This is a genomic window from Kitasatospora sp. NBC_00374 (genome assembly GCF_041434935.1).
Taxonomy (GTDB): Bacteria; Actinomycetota; Actinomycetes; order Streptomycetales; family Streptomycetaceae; genus Kitasatospora.
Genome location: NZ_CP107964.1, coordinates 3,982,548 through 3,996,837, shown reverse-complemented (window position 1 = coordinate 3,996,837; position 14,290 = coordinate 3,982,548). Strand labels below are relative to the sequence as shown.

General features: G+C 74.0%; 12 protein-coding genes. 8 read left to right on the top strand and 4 right to left on the bottom strand.

Going from position 1 to position 14,290, the window contains the following annotated elements:
• Positions 1-143: 143 nt before the first annotated feature.
• From OG871_RS17885 to OG871_RS17875, 3 genes are all read left to right on the top strand, one after another.
• Positions 144-1,463, top strand: a complete 1,320-nt coding sequence (locus tag OG871_RS17885; RefSeq protein WP_371497818.1) for a DUF1254 domain-containing protein — start codon at positions 144-146, stop codon at positions 1,461-1,463.
• Positions 1,464-1,515: 52 nt separating this feature from the next.
• Positions 1,516-2,850: a DUF1254 domain-containing protein gene (locus OG871_RS17880; protein ID WP_371497817.1), complete on the top strand. Its 1,335-nt coding sequence runs from the start codon at positions 1,516-1,518 to the stop codon at positions 2,848-2,850.
• Positions 2,851-2,921: 71 nt separating this feature from the next.
• A complete protein-coding gene (locus OG871_RS17875) occupies positions 2,922-3,593 on the top strand; it encodes a GAP family protein (RefSeq protein WP_371497816.1) in 672 nt (223 codons plus the stop codon).
• A gap of 35 nt (positions 3,594-3,628) precedes the next feature.
• On the opposite strand, the gene OG871_RS17870 is transcribed toward OG871_RS17875, so the two are convergent.
• The gene (locus tag OG871_RS17870) at positions 3,629-5,452 is read right to left on the bottom strand and encodes a sigma-70 family RNA polymerase sigma factor (RefSeq protein WP_371497815.1); all 1,824 of its coding nucleotides are present in this window, start codon (positions 5,450-5,452) and stop codon (positions 3,629-3,631) included.
• Between the two features lie 176 nt (positions 5,453-5,628).
• Between OG871_RS17870 and radA the strand changes: the two genes are divergently transcribed.
• Together radA and disA are read left to right on the top strand one after the other, a co-directional pair.
• Complete coding sequence (gene radA, locus OG871_RS17865; RefSeq protein WP_371497814.1) at positions 5,629-7,152, top strand: DNA repair protein RadA; 1,524 nt, start codon at positions 5,629-5,631, stop codon at positions 7,150-7,152.
• Positions 7,153-7,372: 220 nt separating this feature from the next.
• Positions 7,373-8,431: a DNA integrity scanning diadenylate cyclase DisA gene (gene disA / locus OG871_RS17860; RefSeq protein WP_371503347.1), complete on the top strand. Its 1,059-nt coding sequence runs from the start codon at positions 7,373-7,375 to the stop codon at positions 8,429-8,431.
• 138 nt (positions 8,432-8,569) lie between these two features.
• Here disA and OG871_RS17855 read toward each other — a convergent pair whose 3' ends face one another.
• On the bottom strand, positions 8,570-9,208 hold the full coding sequence (locus tag OG871_RS17855) for an ArsR/SmtB family transcription factor (RefSeq protein WP_371497813.1): 639 nt from the start codon (positions 9,206-9,208) through the stop codon (positions 8,570-8,572).
• 118 nt (positions 9,209-9,326) lie between these two features.
• Here OG871_RS17855 and OG871_RS17850 point away from each other — a divergent pair, with 118 nt between their 5' ends.
• Entirely contained in the window at positions 9,327-10,766 is a 1,440-nt protein-coding gene (locus OG871_RS17850) for an MFS transporter (protein ID WP_371497811.1), read from the top strand.
• Between the two features lie 21 nt (positions 10,767-10,787).
• On the opposite strand, the gene OG871_RS17845 is transcribed toward OG871_RS17850, so the two are convergent.
• Together OG871_RS17845 and OG871_RS17840 are read right to left on the bottom strand one after the other, a co-directional pair.
• Positions 10,788-11,345: a hypothetical protein gene (locus OG871_RS17845; RefSeq protein WP_371503346.1), complete on the bottom strand. Its 558-nt coding sequence runs from the start codon at positions 11,343-11,345 to the stop codon at positions 10,788-10,790.
• A 131-nt stretch (positions 11,346-11,476) separates the two neighbouring features.
• The gene (locus OG871_RS17840; RefSeq protein ID WP_371497810.1) at positions 11,477-12,370 is read right to left on the bottom strand and encodes a hypothetical protein; all 894 of its coding nucleotides are present in this window, start codon (positions 12,368-12,370) and stop codon (positions 11,477-11,479) included.
• Positions 12,371-12,527: 157 nt separating this feature from the next.
• Here OG871_RS17840 and OG871_RS17835 point away from each other — a divergent pair, with 157 nt between their 5' ends.
• Positions 12,528-13,271 carry a rhomboid family intramembrane serine protease gene (locus OG871_RS17835; protein WP_371497809.1) on the top strand — a complete coding sequence of 248 codons (744 nt, stop codon included), beginning with the start codon at positions 12,528-12,530 and terminating at the stop codon, positions 13,269-13,271.
• Between the two features lie 75 nt (positions 13,272-13,346).
• Entirely contained in the window at positions 13,347-14,243 is an 897-nt protein-coding gene (locus OG871_RS17830) for an A/G-specific adenine glycosylase (RefSeq protein WP_371497808.1), read from the top strand.
• Positions 14,244-14,290 lie beyond the last annotated feature (47 nt).

Sequence of the window (14,290 nt, the reverse complement as noted above, 5' to 3'; positions counted from 1 at the left end):
AGCGAACTCACGGATCGTCAGACAGGTCGCGGGGGCGGCCCGGGGTCCGACATGCCGTACGGACGGGTGACGCACACCATCCCGTCTGTACTGGTATGTCTTGATTATCCGACTCGGCCCGCCATCCCAGAGGAGTCCTCGCCATGGGCAACCCGGCGCTCGTCGACCCGGAGACCGTACGGAGGACCGCCGCGGAGGCCTGGGTCTGGGGTCTCGCCCTGACCGAGAACTACCGGACGATGTACCCGCAGGCGATCGACGAGGCGGACCCGAGGTACGTCGGCGGGTTCGGGACCTTCCGCCACTACTCGCAGCCGTTCACCCCGGCCGACACCGACGTCGTCACCCCCAACAACGACACCCCCTACTCCTGGGCCTGGCTCGACCTGCGGGCCGAGCCGTGGGTGGTCGAGGTGCCCGGGGCCGACCGCTACTACGTCCTGCCCCTGCACGACCTGGACACCAGCTACGTCGGCTACCTCGGCTCGCGCACCACCGGCCAGGGCGCGGGCCGCTACCTGGTCACCGGGCCCGGTTTCACCGGCGCCGTCCCTCCGGGCTTCGACAAGGTGCTGCGGGCCGACACCCAGCTGGTCGGCATTCTCGGCCGGACGTACCTGGCGGGCCCCGAGGACGTCCCGGCGCTGCGGGAGATCCAGTCCGGGTACGTGCTGAAGCCGCTCAGTACGCACCTGGGCACGCCGGCCCCGGCCGCGCCGCCCGAGCCGGTCTGGCCGGTCTGGCGCGAGGAGGTCCGGGAGACCCTGGAGTTCTTCTCCTACCTGGACTTCCTGCTGGGCTTCTTCCCGGTGCTGCCCGCCGAGGCCGGGCTGCGCGGACGCCTGGCCGAACTCGGCGTGGGGCTCGGCGACTTCGAGCCCGCCGCGCTGCCCGCCCAGGTGCGCGAGGCGATGCAGCAGGGCATCGCGGACGGCCGGGCCACGCTGGACCGGGCGGCGGCCGACGCCCAGGACTCCACCGGCTGGTTCGGCACCAGGGCGGAGCACGGCAGCGACTACCTGACCCGGGCGATCGGCGTGCTGAAGGGTCTGTACGGGCTGCCGGCCGAGGAGGCCTGGTACGCGGGCTGGCTCGCCGACGACGAGGGCAACCGGCCGCCGGACGCCTCCCGGCACGACTTCACCCTCCGCTTCGCCCCCGGTGAGCTGCCGCCGGCCCGGTTCTTCTGGTCGGCCACCATCTACCGGCTGCCCGAGCGGCTGCTGGTGGCCAACCCGATCGACCGCTACTCGATCGGCGACCGTACGCCCGGCCTGGTCCGCGACCCGGACGGCGGACTGACCCTGCACGTCCGGCGCGAGCGGCCCACCGACCCGGTGGCCGCCGCCAACTGGCTGCCCGCGCCGGACGGGCCGTTCTCGGTGGCGATCCGGGTCTACGGCCCCGACGCCGCCGTCCTGGACGGCCGCTGGCAGCGCCCGCACCTGACCGTGCGGCACTGAGCCCGGGCCCGCCCGGGCCGTATCCACGCCGTACCGAACCCGAGGGAGCGACATGTCCCAGCCGGCCCTGGAGACCCTGGCAGCCGATGCCTACATCTACGGCTACCCGCTGGTGTACGACCTCAGCACGGTCGACGCCTTCCGGACCGAGGGCATGGGCTCCATGCCCGCCGCCGAGTTCAACCGGTTCGGGCACGCCGACCGGCTGGCGCAGGCCGGCACCGACTTCGTCTCGGTCAACAACGACACCGTCTACTCGGTGGCCCAGCTGGACCTCTCCGGCGGTCCGCTGCTGCTGCACGTGCCGGACACCGACGGCGCCTACTACGTGCTGCAGTTCGTCGACGCCTGGACCAACAACTTCGCCTACCTGGGCCGGCGGGCCACCGGCACCGCCGAGCAGAGCTGGCTGATCACACCGCCCGGGTGGCACGGCACGCCGCCGGACGGCGTCCGGGCCGTGGTCTCCCCGACCGTGGTCGCCACCGTGGTCGGGCGCAACGCCTGCGCCGGCCCGGCGGACCTGCCGCGGGTGCTCGACCTGCAGCGGCAGCTGACGCTCACCGCCCTGGAGCCCGGCGGCGTGTACGCGGGCCTCCCGGAGCCCGACCCGGCCGTTCCGGAGGAGATGCGCTTCTTCGAGCAGCTGCGGTTGTGGATGGCGGCCTTCCCGCCCGCCACCGCGGACGCCGAGTACCAGCGGCGGTTCGCACCGCTGGGGCTGCTGGACGAGGGCCGCTCCCCGTACCTGGGCGCCGCGCCGGACTGGACGGCGGCGCTGGTCAAGGGGCTGGCGGCGGGCAAGGAGCGGATCGAGGCGGCCAGCCGGCCGCCCGAGGGCCTGAACGCCGGCGAGTGGACCGGCAACCTGCACCTGTTCGACTACAACCTCGACCACTTCGGCCCCGGCACGCTCGACGACCCGCAGTGGCGGATCCCCGACCGGCGGGCCGCCTACCTCACCCGCGCCGTGGCGGCCCGGGTCGGCCTCTGGGGCAACCACGCCTACGAGGCCGCGTACTGCGGCGTCTACCACGACGCCGAGGGCCGGCTGCTGACCGGCGCCCGCTCGTACACCCTGCGCTTCGACGCACAGCCGCCGGTGGACGCGTTCTGGTCGATCACCATGTACGACGTTCCCGACTACTTCCTGGTGGCCAACCCGATCGACCGCTACTCGGTCGGCGACCGTACGAGCGGGCTGGTCCGCGGTGCGGACGGCTCGCTCACCCTGGTGCTCCAGCACGAGCGGCCCACCGACCCGGACGAGGCGGCGAACTGGCTGCCCACCCCGGCGGGGGAGTTCCGGCCGATGGTCCGGATGTACCAGCCGGGCGCCGGGGTGCTGGACGGCTCGTACCGGCTGCCGCCGATCCAGCCGAGGTAGGCCGCCGAACTGCGGGACCTGCCGGACCCTGCCGGGCCCGCCAGGTCGGCCGATGTACGGAGGGACGATCCATGGGTGACGCGATCGGACAGATGCTGGCCCCCGCGGTCGGTATCGCGATCAGTCCGGTGCCGCTGATCGCCGTCATCCTGATGCTGGCCACTCCCCGGGGACGGGTGAACGGCACGGCCTTCACGGTCGGCTGGGTGGTGGCGCTGGCGGCCGTCACCACCATCGTGGTGGTGGCCGTTTCGGGGCTGGACACCAGCGGCCCGGAGCCGGCCTGGTCCTGGTGGGTCAAGCTGGCGGTCGGCGTGCTGTTCCTGCTGATCGGGGCCAGGCAGTGGCGGGGCCGGCCGCGCGAGGGGCATGTCACCGCGCCGCCCGCGTGGATGCAGGCGATCGACCGCTTCACCCCGGCCAGGGCGGCCGGCCTGGCGACGGCGCTGGTGGCGGCCAGCCCGAAGAACCTGGTGCTGGCGGTCTCCGCCGGCGTGTCGATCGCCACCAGTGACGCGTCGCCGGGAGGGAAGACGGCGGCGGCCGTGCTGATGGTGCTGGTGGGTTCGCTGTGCGCGCTGATTCCGCTCGGCGTCTACCTCTTCGGGGGCGCCGGGGCCGCGAAGGTGCTCGGCGAGTGGAAGGCGTGGATGTCCACCCACAACAGCGCGATCACGACGGTGGTCCTGGTCGTCCTCGGCGCGAAGTACATCGGCGACGCCGTCTCCGGCCTGGCCACCTGACGGCCCGGGCAGCTCAGGCCCGCTCCCAGGCCCGCTCAGGGCCCGGGCGTCCCGCCGCCCGCGGCGGTGGCCGGGGCCGACTGCGGGGCCGGGTCGGCCGGGTGCGGGCTCGCCTGCCCGGCCGGTGCGGACGACGGGGAGGACGACGGTGCCGGGGACGGCGGGGTGGACGGTGGCGTGGACGGCGTACCGGAGGCGGGTGCCGGTGCCGGTGACGTCGGTGCGGGACCGTCCGTGGGGGTGACCGGCGGCGGTTCCACGGGGGTGGGCGCGCCGGTCGGCTCCTCGCCGCCGCGGTGGCGGGGGCCGCCCTCCAGGGTGACCACCGCCTCGGAGGGAGGCACCGCGATCCGCGCCGTCCACGCCCCGGGCGGGACCCGGTCCTCGTCGACCGTCACGGTGAGGGTGATCCGTTGCCCGGGCGCCAGCGTGCCGTAGTCCCGGCTGAGGCGGAGCCAGTCGGCGTCCACCACGGCGTGCCAGGCGATCGTGGTGCCGCCCGAGTTGGTCAGCGTGATCACGGTACGGCTGCCGTACTCCTGCGCCTCGACCGTCAGCCGCCCGGCCGGAGCGGTGCCATCGGCGCCGGGAACGGAGGTCCCGGGGGTGGGCACCCGAGGTGGGACGGGGACCGCCAGGACCGGGAGCATCACCCCGCGAACCGCCGGGAAAGACGTTTCTGCAGTCACGGCACCCACCAACTGCACGTCACCCGACACCGCAGACACCCCCGACACCGCCGGGACCACCGGCACCACCGGCACCACCGGCGCGGAGGCCGGCTGCGCCGGGCCCTTCGCGGGACCCTTCGCCGAGCCGGAGGCCACCCGGACCGAGGAGACCGCCGCCGACGCGTCGGAGCCACCACCGTCCCGGTCCGCCGCCCACAGTGCCACCACCGGGGCGGTCAGTACCGCAGCGAGCACCCCGGTGGTCACCACCCGCTGACGGACCACCAGCGACCGTCCCGCCGACGGTGCCCGGTGCCGAGGGAAGCCGCGCTGGTCGAAACGCGGCTCGGACGGCTCCCCGCCCGGCTCGGCGGTCGGTGTCGTCACCCGGCGCCCGGCCGCGGCCCCCGCCAGGAAGGCCGCCCCGGCGGCCCCGTCCGGCAGCTGCGCCGCGGTGCCGCCGAGCCGGACCGGCACCGGAGCCGTCAGCAGCGGCAGGCCCGGCAGCCCGGACAGGCCGGCGCCCAACCCGCCGCCCACCCGCTCGGCGGTACCCCGGCAGGTCGGACAGTCCACCACGTGCTGCACCAGCTCGCGCCGCAGCGCCGGCCCCAGCACCCATTCACGCCGGCTCTCCGCGCCGACCCCGCCGAGCCGGACCAGCACCGGACAGCTGCCCACCCCGAGCACCAGCAGTGCCGTCCTGGTCCGGCCCACCTCGGCACCGGCCGCGGACAGCAGCTCGTCCACCTCGCGGCCCGAGCGGCCGAGCACCGCGGCCACCTCGGCGGTCGACAGCCGGTGGCGGACCGCCAGCTCCAGTGCCTCACGCTGCTCCGGATCGGTGCCCGCGGCCTCGGGCCAGGCCAGCGAGGCCAGTTCCGCGCGCCGACGGCCGGCCAGCGCCGGGCCGGGCGGCGGGTCGGCGGGCGCGCCGGTGCCGCGTTCGAGCCGCTCCAGGCAGCAGTGCCGCGCCAGCGCGTACAGCCAGGCCCGCCCGAGCGCGGGGTCGGCCGGCCGGTCACCGTGCCGCAGCGCGAGATCGCGCACCTCGCAGACGGCCGCGACGGCGGCGTCGTGCTCGCACAGGACGGAGAGGCAGTAGGTGAAGAGCCCGTCGACGCAGCGGTCGTACGTCCGCAGGGCGGGGGAGCCGGCGGGGGCGGGGGAGGCAAGCCTGGTGGTCACCCTCCGACGGTAGGGAGCCGGGTCCTCGCACCCCCGGGATTCCCGGCGCTTGTCCTTCTTTCGGGTAACAGGACGGTGGTGTCCCGGACAGTCGGGGGCCGGCTCCGGGCGGCTGTCGTGCTCACGCCGCGGACGTTCGGCCGCCACTGTCGTACCCACCCGCTACGGTTGGCCGCATGGCAGCCCGCACCAAGACCACCGCCAAGCCCCGCCCGGCGTACCGCTGCACCGAGTGCGGCAACCAGCTCCCGAAATGGGTCGGCCGCTGCCCCGAGTGCAACGCCTGGGGCACCGTCGAGGAGTACGGCGCCGTCCCGATCAGGACCACGGCGGCCGGGCCGGTCAGCTCCCCGGCCAAGCCGATCGGCCAGGTGGACGGTCAGGTCGCCACCGCCCGCACCACCGGCGTGCCGGAGCTCGACCGGGTGCTCGGCGGCGGCATCGTCCCGGGCGCCGTCGTGCTGCTGGCCGGCGAGCCCGGGGTCGGCAAGTCCACGCTGTTGCTGGACGTGGCCGCCAAGGCGGCGACCGCGCAGCACCGCACCCTCTACGTCACGGGCGAGGAGTCGGCCGGCCAGGTCCGGCTGCGCGCCGACCGCATCGGCGCACTCTCCGACCACCTGTACCTGGCCGCCGAGTCCGACCTCGGCGCGGTGCTCGGCCACATCGAGGCGGTCAACCCCGGGCTGCTGATCCTGGACTCGGTGCAGACCATCGCGTCCGCCGAGCTGGACGGCGCCCCCGGCGGCCCGGCCCAGGTCCGCGAGGTGGCGGGCGCGCTGATCCGCGCCTCCAAGGAGCGCGGCATGGCCACCCTGCTGGTCGGCCACGTCACCAAGGACGGCCAGATCGCGGGCCCGCGGCTGCTGGAGCACCTGGTCGACGTGGTGCTCAGCTTCGAGGGTGACCGGCACGCTCGGCTGCGGATCATCCGCGGTATCAAGAACCGCTACGGCGCGACCGACGAGGTCGGGTGCTTCGAGCTGCACGACGAGGGCATCGCGGGCCTCGCCGACCCGTCCGGACTGTTTCTGACCAGGCGTGACAAGCCGGTGCCCGGCACCTGCCTGACCGTCACCCTGGAGGGCCGCCGCCCGCTGGTCGCCGAGGTGCAGGCGCTGATGGTCGACTCGCAGATCCCCTCGCCCCGCCGGACCACCTCCGGCCTGGAGTCGCCCCGGATCGCGATGATCCTGGCCGTGGTCGAGCGGCACGGCGGCGTCAAGCTCGGCAAGCAGGACATCTACACGGCGACGGTCGGCGGGGTGAAGCTCACCGAGCCGTCCGCCGACCTGGCCATCGCACTGGCGGTCGCCAGCTCCTCGTCCGACACCCCGCTGCCCAGCAACCTGGTGGCGATCGGCGAGGTCGGCCTGGCCGGCGAGGTCCGGCGGGTCACCGGCGTACAGCGCCGGCTCGCGGAGGCCCACCGGCTCGGCTTCACCCACGCCCTCGTCCCGCCGGACCCGGGCAAGGTGCCGGCGGGCATGACGGTGGTCGAGGTCGCCGACATCGGTGAGGCCCTGCGCGCCATCCCGGGCCGCCGCCGCGGCCCGGCCAAGCCCCGCGGCGAGGCAGCCGGAGCCCCGGTCGCAGGCGCCCGCGCGGCCCGTCCGGCGGCTGTCCCGGTGGCCGTTCCGGCCTTCCCGGAGGAGCTGATGGAGGGCTGGGAGCCGGTCGACTCCGACGAAGTGCGCTGACTCATGCCCCGTTAATGCCGCACGCAGTTAGACTTTGCCCTGTCTAATTGGCAATAAGTGCAGTACTGCGCCTATTTCCAGAATCACCGAGCGACACAGACAGACCAGCGAAGACCAAGCGACAGACCGTCGGGCGCCGTGCCACACGGTCCGGGGCGACCGGAGGAGTCACGTGGCAGGCAGCGACCGGGCGGACAAGTCCTCCCGCGAGGAGGCCCTGCTGCGGGCCTCCCTCAGTGCCATCGCGCCGGGCACGGCGCTACGGGACGGGCTGGAGCGGGTGCTGCGCGCCAACACCGGCGGGCTGGTCGTGCTCGGCTTCGACAAGAGCGTCGAATCCCTCAGCACCGGCGGCTTCGTGCTCGACGTCGAGTTCACCGCCACCCGGCTGCGCGAGCTGTGCAAGCTCGACGGGGCGGTGATCCTCGACAAGGACAGCACCAAGATCGTCCGGGCCGGGGTGCACCTGATGCCCGACGCGACCATCCCCACCGACGAGACCGGCACCCGCCACCGGACCGCCGAGCGGGTCAACCGCCAGACCGGGTACCCGGTGGTGGCCGTCTCGCACTCGATGCGGCTGATCGCCATGTACGTCAACGGCAGCCGCCGGGTGCTGGAGGACTCCACCACCGTGCTGTCCCGTGCCAACCAGGCGCTCGCCACCCTGGAGCGGTACAAGCTGCGCCTGGACGAGGTCGCCGGCACGCTCTCCGCACTGGAGATCGAGGACCTGGTCACCGTCCGGGACGTCTCCGCCGTCGTCCAGCGGCTGGAGATGGTCCGGCTGATCGCGGCCGAGATCGCCGGGTACGTCCTGGAGCTGGGCACCGACGGCCGACTGCTCTCGCTGCAGCTGGACGAGCTGATCGCCGGCGTCGAGCCGGAGCGCGAACTGGTCGCCCGGGACTACTTCCCGGAACGGGCCGCCAAGAAGGGCCGCACCGTCACCGAGGTGCTCTCCGACCTGGAGGCGCTCACCCACGCCGAGCTGCTCGACCTGCAGACGGTGGCCAAGGCGCTCGGGTACACCGGCACGCCGGAGTCGCTGGACTCGGCGGTCTCACCGCGCGGGTACCGGCTGCTGGCCAAGGTGCCGCGGCTTCCGAACACCGTCATCGAGCGGCTGGTCGAGCACTTCGGCGGCCTGCAGAAGCTGCTCGCGGCCAGCATCGACGACCTGCAGACCGTCGAGGGAGTCGGCGAGACCCGGGCCCGCTCGGTACGGGAGGGGCTGTCGCGGCTCGCAGAATCGTCCATCCTGGAGCGCTACGTCTGACTGGAGCGCTACGCCTGACCAGCGCTTGACGGCGCGTGGCGGTGCGCGAGGACGCCCGGGGCCCGGTGACGGTGGGGCTGCGGGCGCGGTCGGCGCGGCCGGTCCGGTGCCGGGGCCCGGCCGGTCCCGCGGGTGCCGTCAGACGCGGTCGGCGTGGGCGGACCGGTCGGCCGGGGGCGCGGACTTGGTCGCATAGAGCAGGGTGAACAGGGTGACGTCGATGGCGTCCTCGTCCGCGCTGTCGCCCTCCTCCGCCAGCTCGTCCAGGATCACGCCGAGCTGGTTGCGCAGCCGTACCACCCGCTCGGGGCGGAGCCGCATGGAGAAGTGGCTGAACTGGGAGGACGCGCGAGGCCTGCCGTCCGGCCCGGGGGGCAGCTCCAGCCGGTCGGTGAGGTACTTGAGCTCGAAGTCGGAGCGGACCAGGTCCATCGCGGCCAACAGGGCGCCCAGTACCTCCGGGCGCTTCGACGTCTCGTCGGCGAAGACCTCGGGGGCCAGGCGCAGTGACTTCTGCGCGTTGCGGTAGCGGCTCTCCACGATGCCCGAGACCAGGCGGGTCTCGGCGACCATGATCAAACCGACCTGCTCCAGCTGCTTGATGTGCCGGTACAGCTTGGTCGGGGTGTCGCCGAGCTCGGCCGCGATCTCCTTGACGGACAGCGGGGACGGCTCGCGCTTGTAGAGGGCGTTGAGGATCGCCAGCCGGACGGGGTCCGCGAGCGCCTTCAGGGTCGCAACGTCCTTGATCTCGCGCTCTTTCACCTGATCAGACACGTTCACACTTTCTCAGAACGTCAACGCTTGCGCAATCAATCACGCATCTGCAACCATTCACGCAAGCGTGAATGGTTGCAGATGCGTGAGCATCTACGTTTGAGTGAAAGGCGGGGGCATGGCCAGCACGGCAAGCGCGGCACGGTCGACGGACGCGAGCACCACAGAGACCGTCAGCACCACGGCAGATGCCGGCAACACCAGCGCCACCACCTGCACCACTGGACCCGTCACCACCAGCAACCTCGGCCCGGCGCCCGTCCCCACAGCCAGCCCCGCGCCCGTCCCCACGGCAGGCCCCACGGCCAACCCTGCGCCGCACTCCCCCACCGGGCCCGCTGCCGCACCGCCCGCCCTCGTCCCGCTGCGCCGCAACTGGCGGTTCCAGCTGCTCTGGGGCGGCGCCGCCTCGGCGATGCTCGGCACCTGCATCGCCGACACCGCCTACCCGCTCCTGCTCCTGGCGATGACCGGCTCGCCCTCGCTGGCCGGGGCCTTCGGCGCCGTCCAGTTCACCGTCTCCCTCCTGCTCGGCATCCACGGCGGCGCGGTCGCCGACCGCCACGACCGCCGCCGGATCCTCCTGATCGCAGACTCGGCCCGGCTGCTGGCCGCACTCAGCATCCCGGCCGCGCTCCACCTGCACCGCCTGACGGTCGCCCACACCCTGCTGGTCGGCGCGGTGCTCGGCGCCACCATGGCGTACTCGGGTCCGGTCCGGATGCTGGTGCTCCGCTCCGTCGTCCCGCCCGAGCAACTGCGCCAGGCGCTGGCCCAGGACGAGTTGAGGGTCAGCGGGGCGTCGCTGATCGGACCGCCGCTGGCCGGGATGCTGCTCGGCATGGGCCGGGCCGTCCCGTTCCTGGGCACGGTGGTGGCCTCGCTGCTGGCCGTCTGCGCGGCGTGGGCAGTTCGCTTCGAGAGCCGTCCGAACGCGACCGCCGGGGGAGGCGGCCGGTCCGGCGGGGCGATGGCGGGGCTGCGGTACCTGCTGGCCGACGCCCAGCTGCGGGTCACTCTGCTGGTGCCGTTCCTGCTCAACCTGGCCGGGGCCGCGATGCTGCTGCCGGTGATGGTGCTGCTGCGCAACGGGGGTACGTCCAGCGGTGGGATCGGCCTCGCCCTCGCGGGTGAGGCGGTCGGCGGGCTGCTCGGTGCGCTGGTGGTGCGCCGACTGCACCGGCTGATGCTCCCGGGCCGCCTGCTGGTCTCGGTCGCCTGGGTGAGCGTGCCGCTGTTCCTGGTACCGACGCTGGCGGGCGGTCCGGTGGTGGTCTTCGTGACGCTGGCGTCGATGATGCTGGGGGTGCCGGCGTTGCGCGTGATGGTGGACGTGCTGATCTTCCAGCAGGTCGCGGAGGAGCTCCGGGGCCGGGTGATCGCGGCGACCATGACGGTCTTCATGCTCGGCATGCCGGCGGGGACGTTCGGGGCCGGACTGCTGCTGGACCACCTCGCGCCCGAGACCACCCTGCGGCTGTTCGCCGCGCTGCTGGCCCTCGCCCTGGTGCCGCCGACCCTCAGCCGGGCGCTCCGCCGCGCGCAGTGGCCGGCCTGACGGCCCGCCCGGCCCGCCGGGCTACGGCTGACCCGACAGCCCGTCGCCGAGCACTCGGCCGCTCCCCGTCCCCGTCGACCGCGGCCCCCCTCGACCTGGCACCCTCGCGCCCGCCCCCGCCCTTGCCGTCGCCCCGGCCCGCCCTCCGCGTCGGGGCGTTGGTGCTCCAACTGCCCAGCAGTCGAAGCACGGTGTCGTCCGGGCTGCCGGATCGGCGATGAGGACCACGAGGGACCGGCCCTCGTCCCCGGGCAGTCCGATGGTCTCGTAGTGCAGCTCGAACTCGCCGACCACGCGGTGCCGGAACTGCTTGCTGCCCCAGGTCTTCTCGCGTACCTCACGGGCTGCTGCCCAGCGAGCAAGGAACTCGGCGCTGCCGACGGAGAGTTCGGCGATCAGGGCGGCGAATCCGGGCTGACCGCCGTACCGGTCGGCCGAGAACCGCAGGAAGCCCACAGTCTGCCGGGCCACGTCCGCCCACTGCGGGTAGAGCTCGCGGGCGGCGGGGCCGAGCAGGATGTGGCGGGCCGGGTTGAGGCCGTCGACGGTGCGCCGGCCGGGTCCAGGATCAGCGCGCAGGCCGGCCGGTTGGCTGCCAGGACCGCCATCCCTGATCTTCGCGGGGAATCCCGGCTTTCAGGCCGGGCGGGAATGCGATCCCTGGCACAGGCCCGCCACCCTTGGCGCGCACCGGTCCGTCCGATCGGGGCTCAGGCGTCCAGGCGGATGGAGGTGCGGGCGACCAGCGGTCCGCCGGCCGGGCCGGTCAGCTCGGCCTGGACGCGGTAGGTGTCCGGGGCGGCGGTGCTGCCGTCGGCGGACGCGCACTGCGGCTTGCTGCGGCTGCGGTCCCAGCTGAAGGTCTCGGTCAGGCCGCTGCCGGCGGAGACCTGGACCCAGGTGTTCTGACGGTCGGTCGGGCAGTCGCCGGATGACCAGAACCGTTCGCCGTTGCTGGCGGTCAGGGTGATGGTCGAGGCCGTCCGGCCGAGGTCGACCCGGCAGTTCGGGCCGGCCGTGTTGCGGACCGTCAGGGTGACCCGGGGCCTGTCCCTGGGCTGGTAGGCCGGCTGGGCGCTGGCGAGTTCCAGGGCGATCTGTGCGGCGGTGCAGATCGGCAGGGCGAGGATCTCGGGGGTGTTCACCTGCGGGCCGCCGGTCGAGCCGGTCGCACCGGAGGCGCCACCGCCCGTACCGCCGGAGCCCGTTCCCGTGCCTGCGCCCGCACCGGTGCCGCCACTGCCGCCCGTACCGCCGGCGCCGGTCGTCGAACCCGTGCCGTCCCCGCTGCCGGTGCCGCCGCCGGTGGTCAGGCTGACGTCGCCGCCACCGCCGCCGGAGACGCTGCCCGAACCGCCGGTGCCCGAACCGCCGGTACCGCCGGGGCGGGTGGTGATCGCGGAGCCGGTCGGGGAGGCCCCGGGGGTGATGGACTGGGCCGGTGCGGGCTGCGCGCCGTGCGGGGGTTTGCTGCCGCCGTCCGAACCGGACGTCAGCCAGACGATCAGCGCGAGCACGGCGATCAGTGCGGCGAACACGACAAGGCGCCGCCGCCAGTAGATCGAGGCCGGCAGCGGTCCCACGGGTTGACGCAGAGAGGGCACGGGCAAACTCTACGAGACTGTGTGCACCCGTTGATGCATCAACACTGCACCGGGGTCACTTCCTTCACATGATCCGCCATTTGCTCCGGTCGAGGGAACGCGAACGGTCGGCGAAAGGGGGCGGACGGCTGCCGGGTGCTCGCCCTATAGTCGCCCCATGGCCACGGACCAGCACCCCGTACTCGACCCGGCTCGCATGATCGCCGAGGCGCGACGCGCTTTCTTCGTGATGTTCGCCTTCCTGGTCGTGCTCTGGGCGGTCCAGATCGCCAACTGGGCAGGCGACGGCGCCCTGGTGCGCGAGTACGGCCTCGTCCCGCGCGACACCGGGCGGCTGGCGGGCATCCTCACCTCGGAGTTCCTGCATGTGAACTGGCAGCACCTGGAGGCCAATTCGGGTGCGCTCTTCATCTTCGGGTTCCTCGCCGCCTACCGGGGCGTCAAGAAGTTCCTCGGCCTGACCGCGCTGATCACCCTCACCGACGGCGGCGCGGTCTGGTTCTTCGAGCACGACCACACGGTGACCGTGGGCGCCAGCGGGCTGGTCTACGGCTACTTCGGCTACGTGGTGCTGCGCGGCTTCTTCGACCGCAACCTGATCGACAGCCTGATCGGCCTGGTGATGGGCGCCTCCTTCGCCTACCTGCTCACCAGCGCCGTTCCCGGTACCCCGGGCGTCAGTTGGCTCGGCCACCTCGGCGGGCTGGTCGGCGGCCTGGCCGGCGCGTGGATCTTCCGCGACCGCAGCGCCCGCGCGGCCGCCCGCGCGGCGGCGGGCGAAGGCCGGACCCCGGCCGTCCCCGCCTCCGTCGCCCCCGCATCCGCCGCCACCCCGCCCGCCCGGACGGCCCCCAGCCCCCGCGCGGAACTGCTCAAGGAGCTCGACGACCTCGGGCTCTGAACCGTCCCGCCCGCGGACGCGGGTCCGCCGGTCCCGGCCCGGCGCCCCTTCCCGCCGTGGGAGGATCGAAGGGCCATGGTTGCCATCACCGCCGTCATCCCGGCCCCGCTGCTCCACACCACCGTCATCGACTGGTACGAGGCGAACGCCCGCGACCTGCCCTGGCGGACCCCGCACGCCTCCCCGTGGGCCGTCATGGTCAGCGAGTTCATGCTCCAGCAGACCCCCGTCAAGCGGGTCCTGCCCGCGTACGCCGCCTGGCTGGAACGCTGGCCGACCCCCGCCGACCTGGCCGCCGACGCACCGGGCGAGGCCGTCCGGATGTGGGGCCGGCTCGGCTACCCGCGCCGGGCGCTGCGCCTGCACGCCGCCGCCGTCGCGATCACCGAGCAGCACGCCGGCCGGGTGCCCGAGGACCACGCCGCCCTGCTGGCGCTGCCCGGGGTGGGGGAGTACACCGCCGCCGCGGTGGCCTCGTTCGCGTTCCGGCAGCGGCACGCGGTGCTGGACACCAACGTCCGCCGGGTCCTCGCCCGGGCGGTGACCGGAGTCGAGTACCCGGCGCAGGCGACCACCGCGGCCGAGCGCCGGACGGCCACCGGGCTGCTGCCCGACACCGCCGAGACCGCCGCCACCTGGGGTGTCGCGGTGATGGAGCTCGGTGCGCTGGTCTGCACCGCGCGGAGCCCGGAGTGCACCGGCTGTCCGCTGCTGCGGCACTGCGCCTGGCAGCGGGCCGGCCGGCCGCCGTACCAGGGCCCGGCCCGGCGCGGGCAGACGTACGAGGGCACCGACCGCCAGGTCCGGGGCAAGCTGCTGGCCGTGCTGCGTGAGGCGCACGGGGAGGTGCCGCAGGCCCGGTTGGACGAGGTCTGGCCCGAGCCGGTGCAGCGGGCCCGGGCGCTGGACGGGCTGGTCGCGGACGGCCTGGTCGAGCCGGTGGCGCCCGGGGTATACCGGCTGCCGCAGTAGCCGTACCACCGCCGCGGCACGGTCACCCCAGCACCGCCCCACGATCG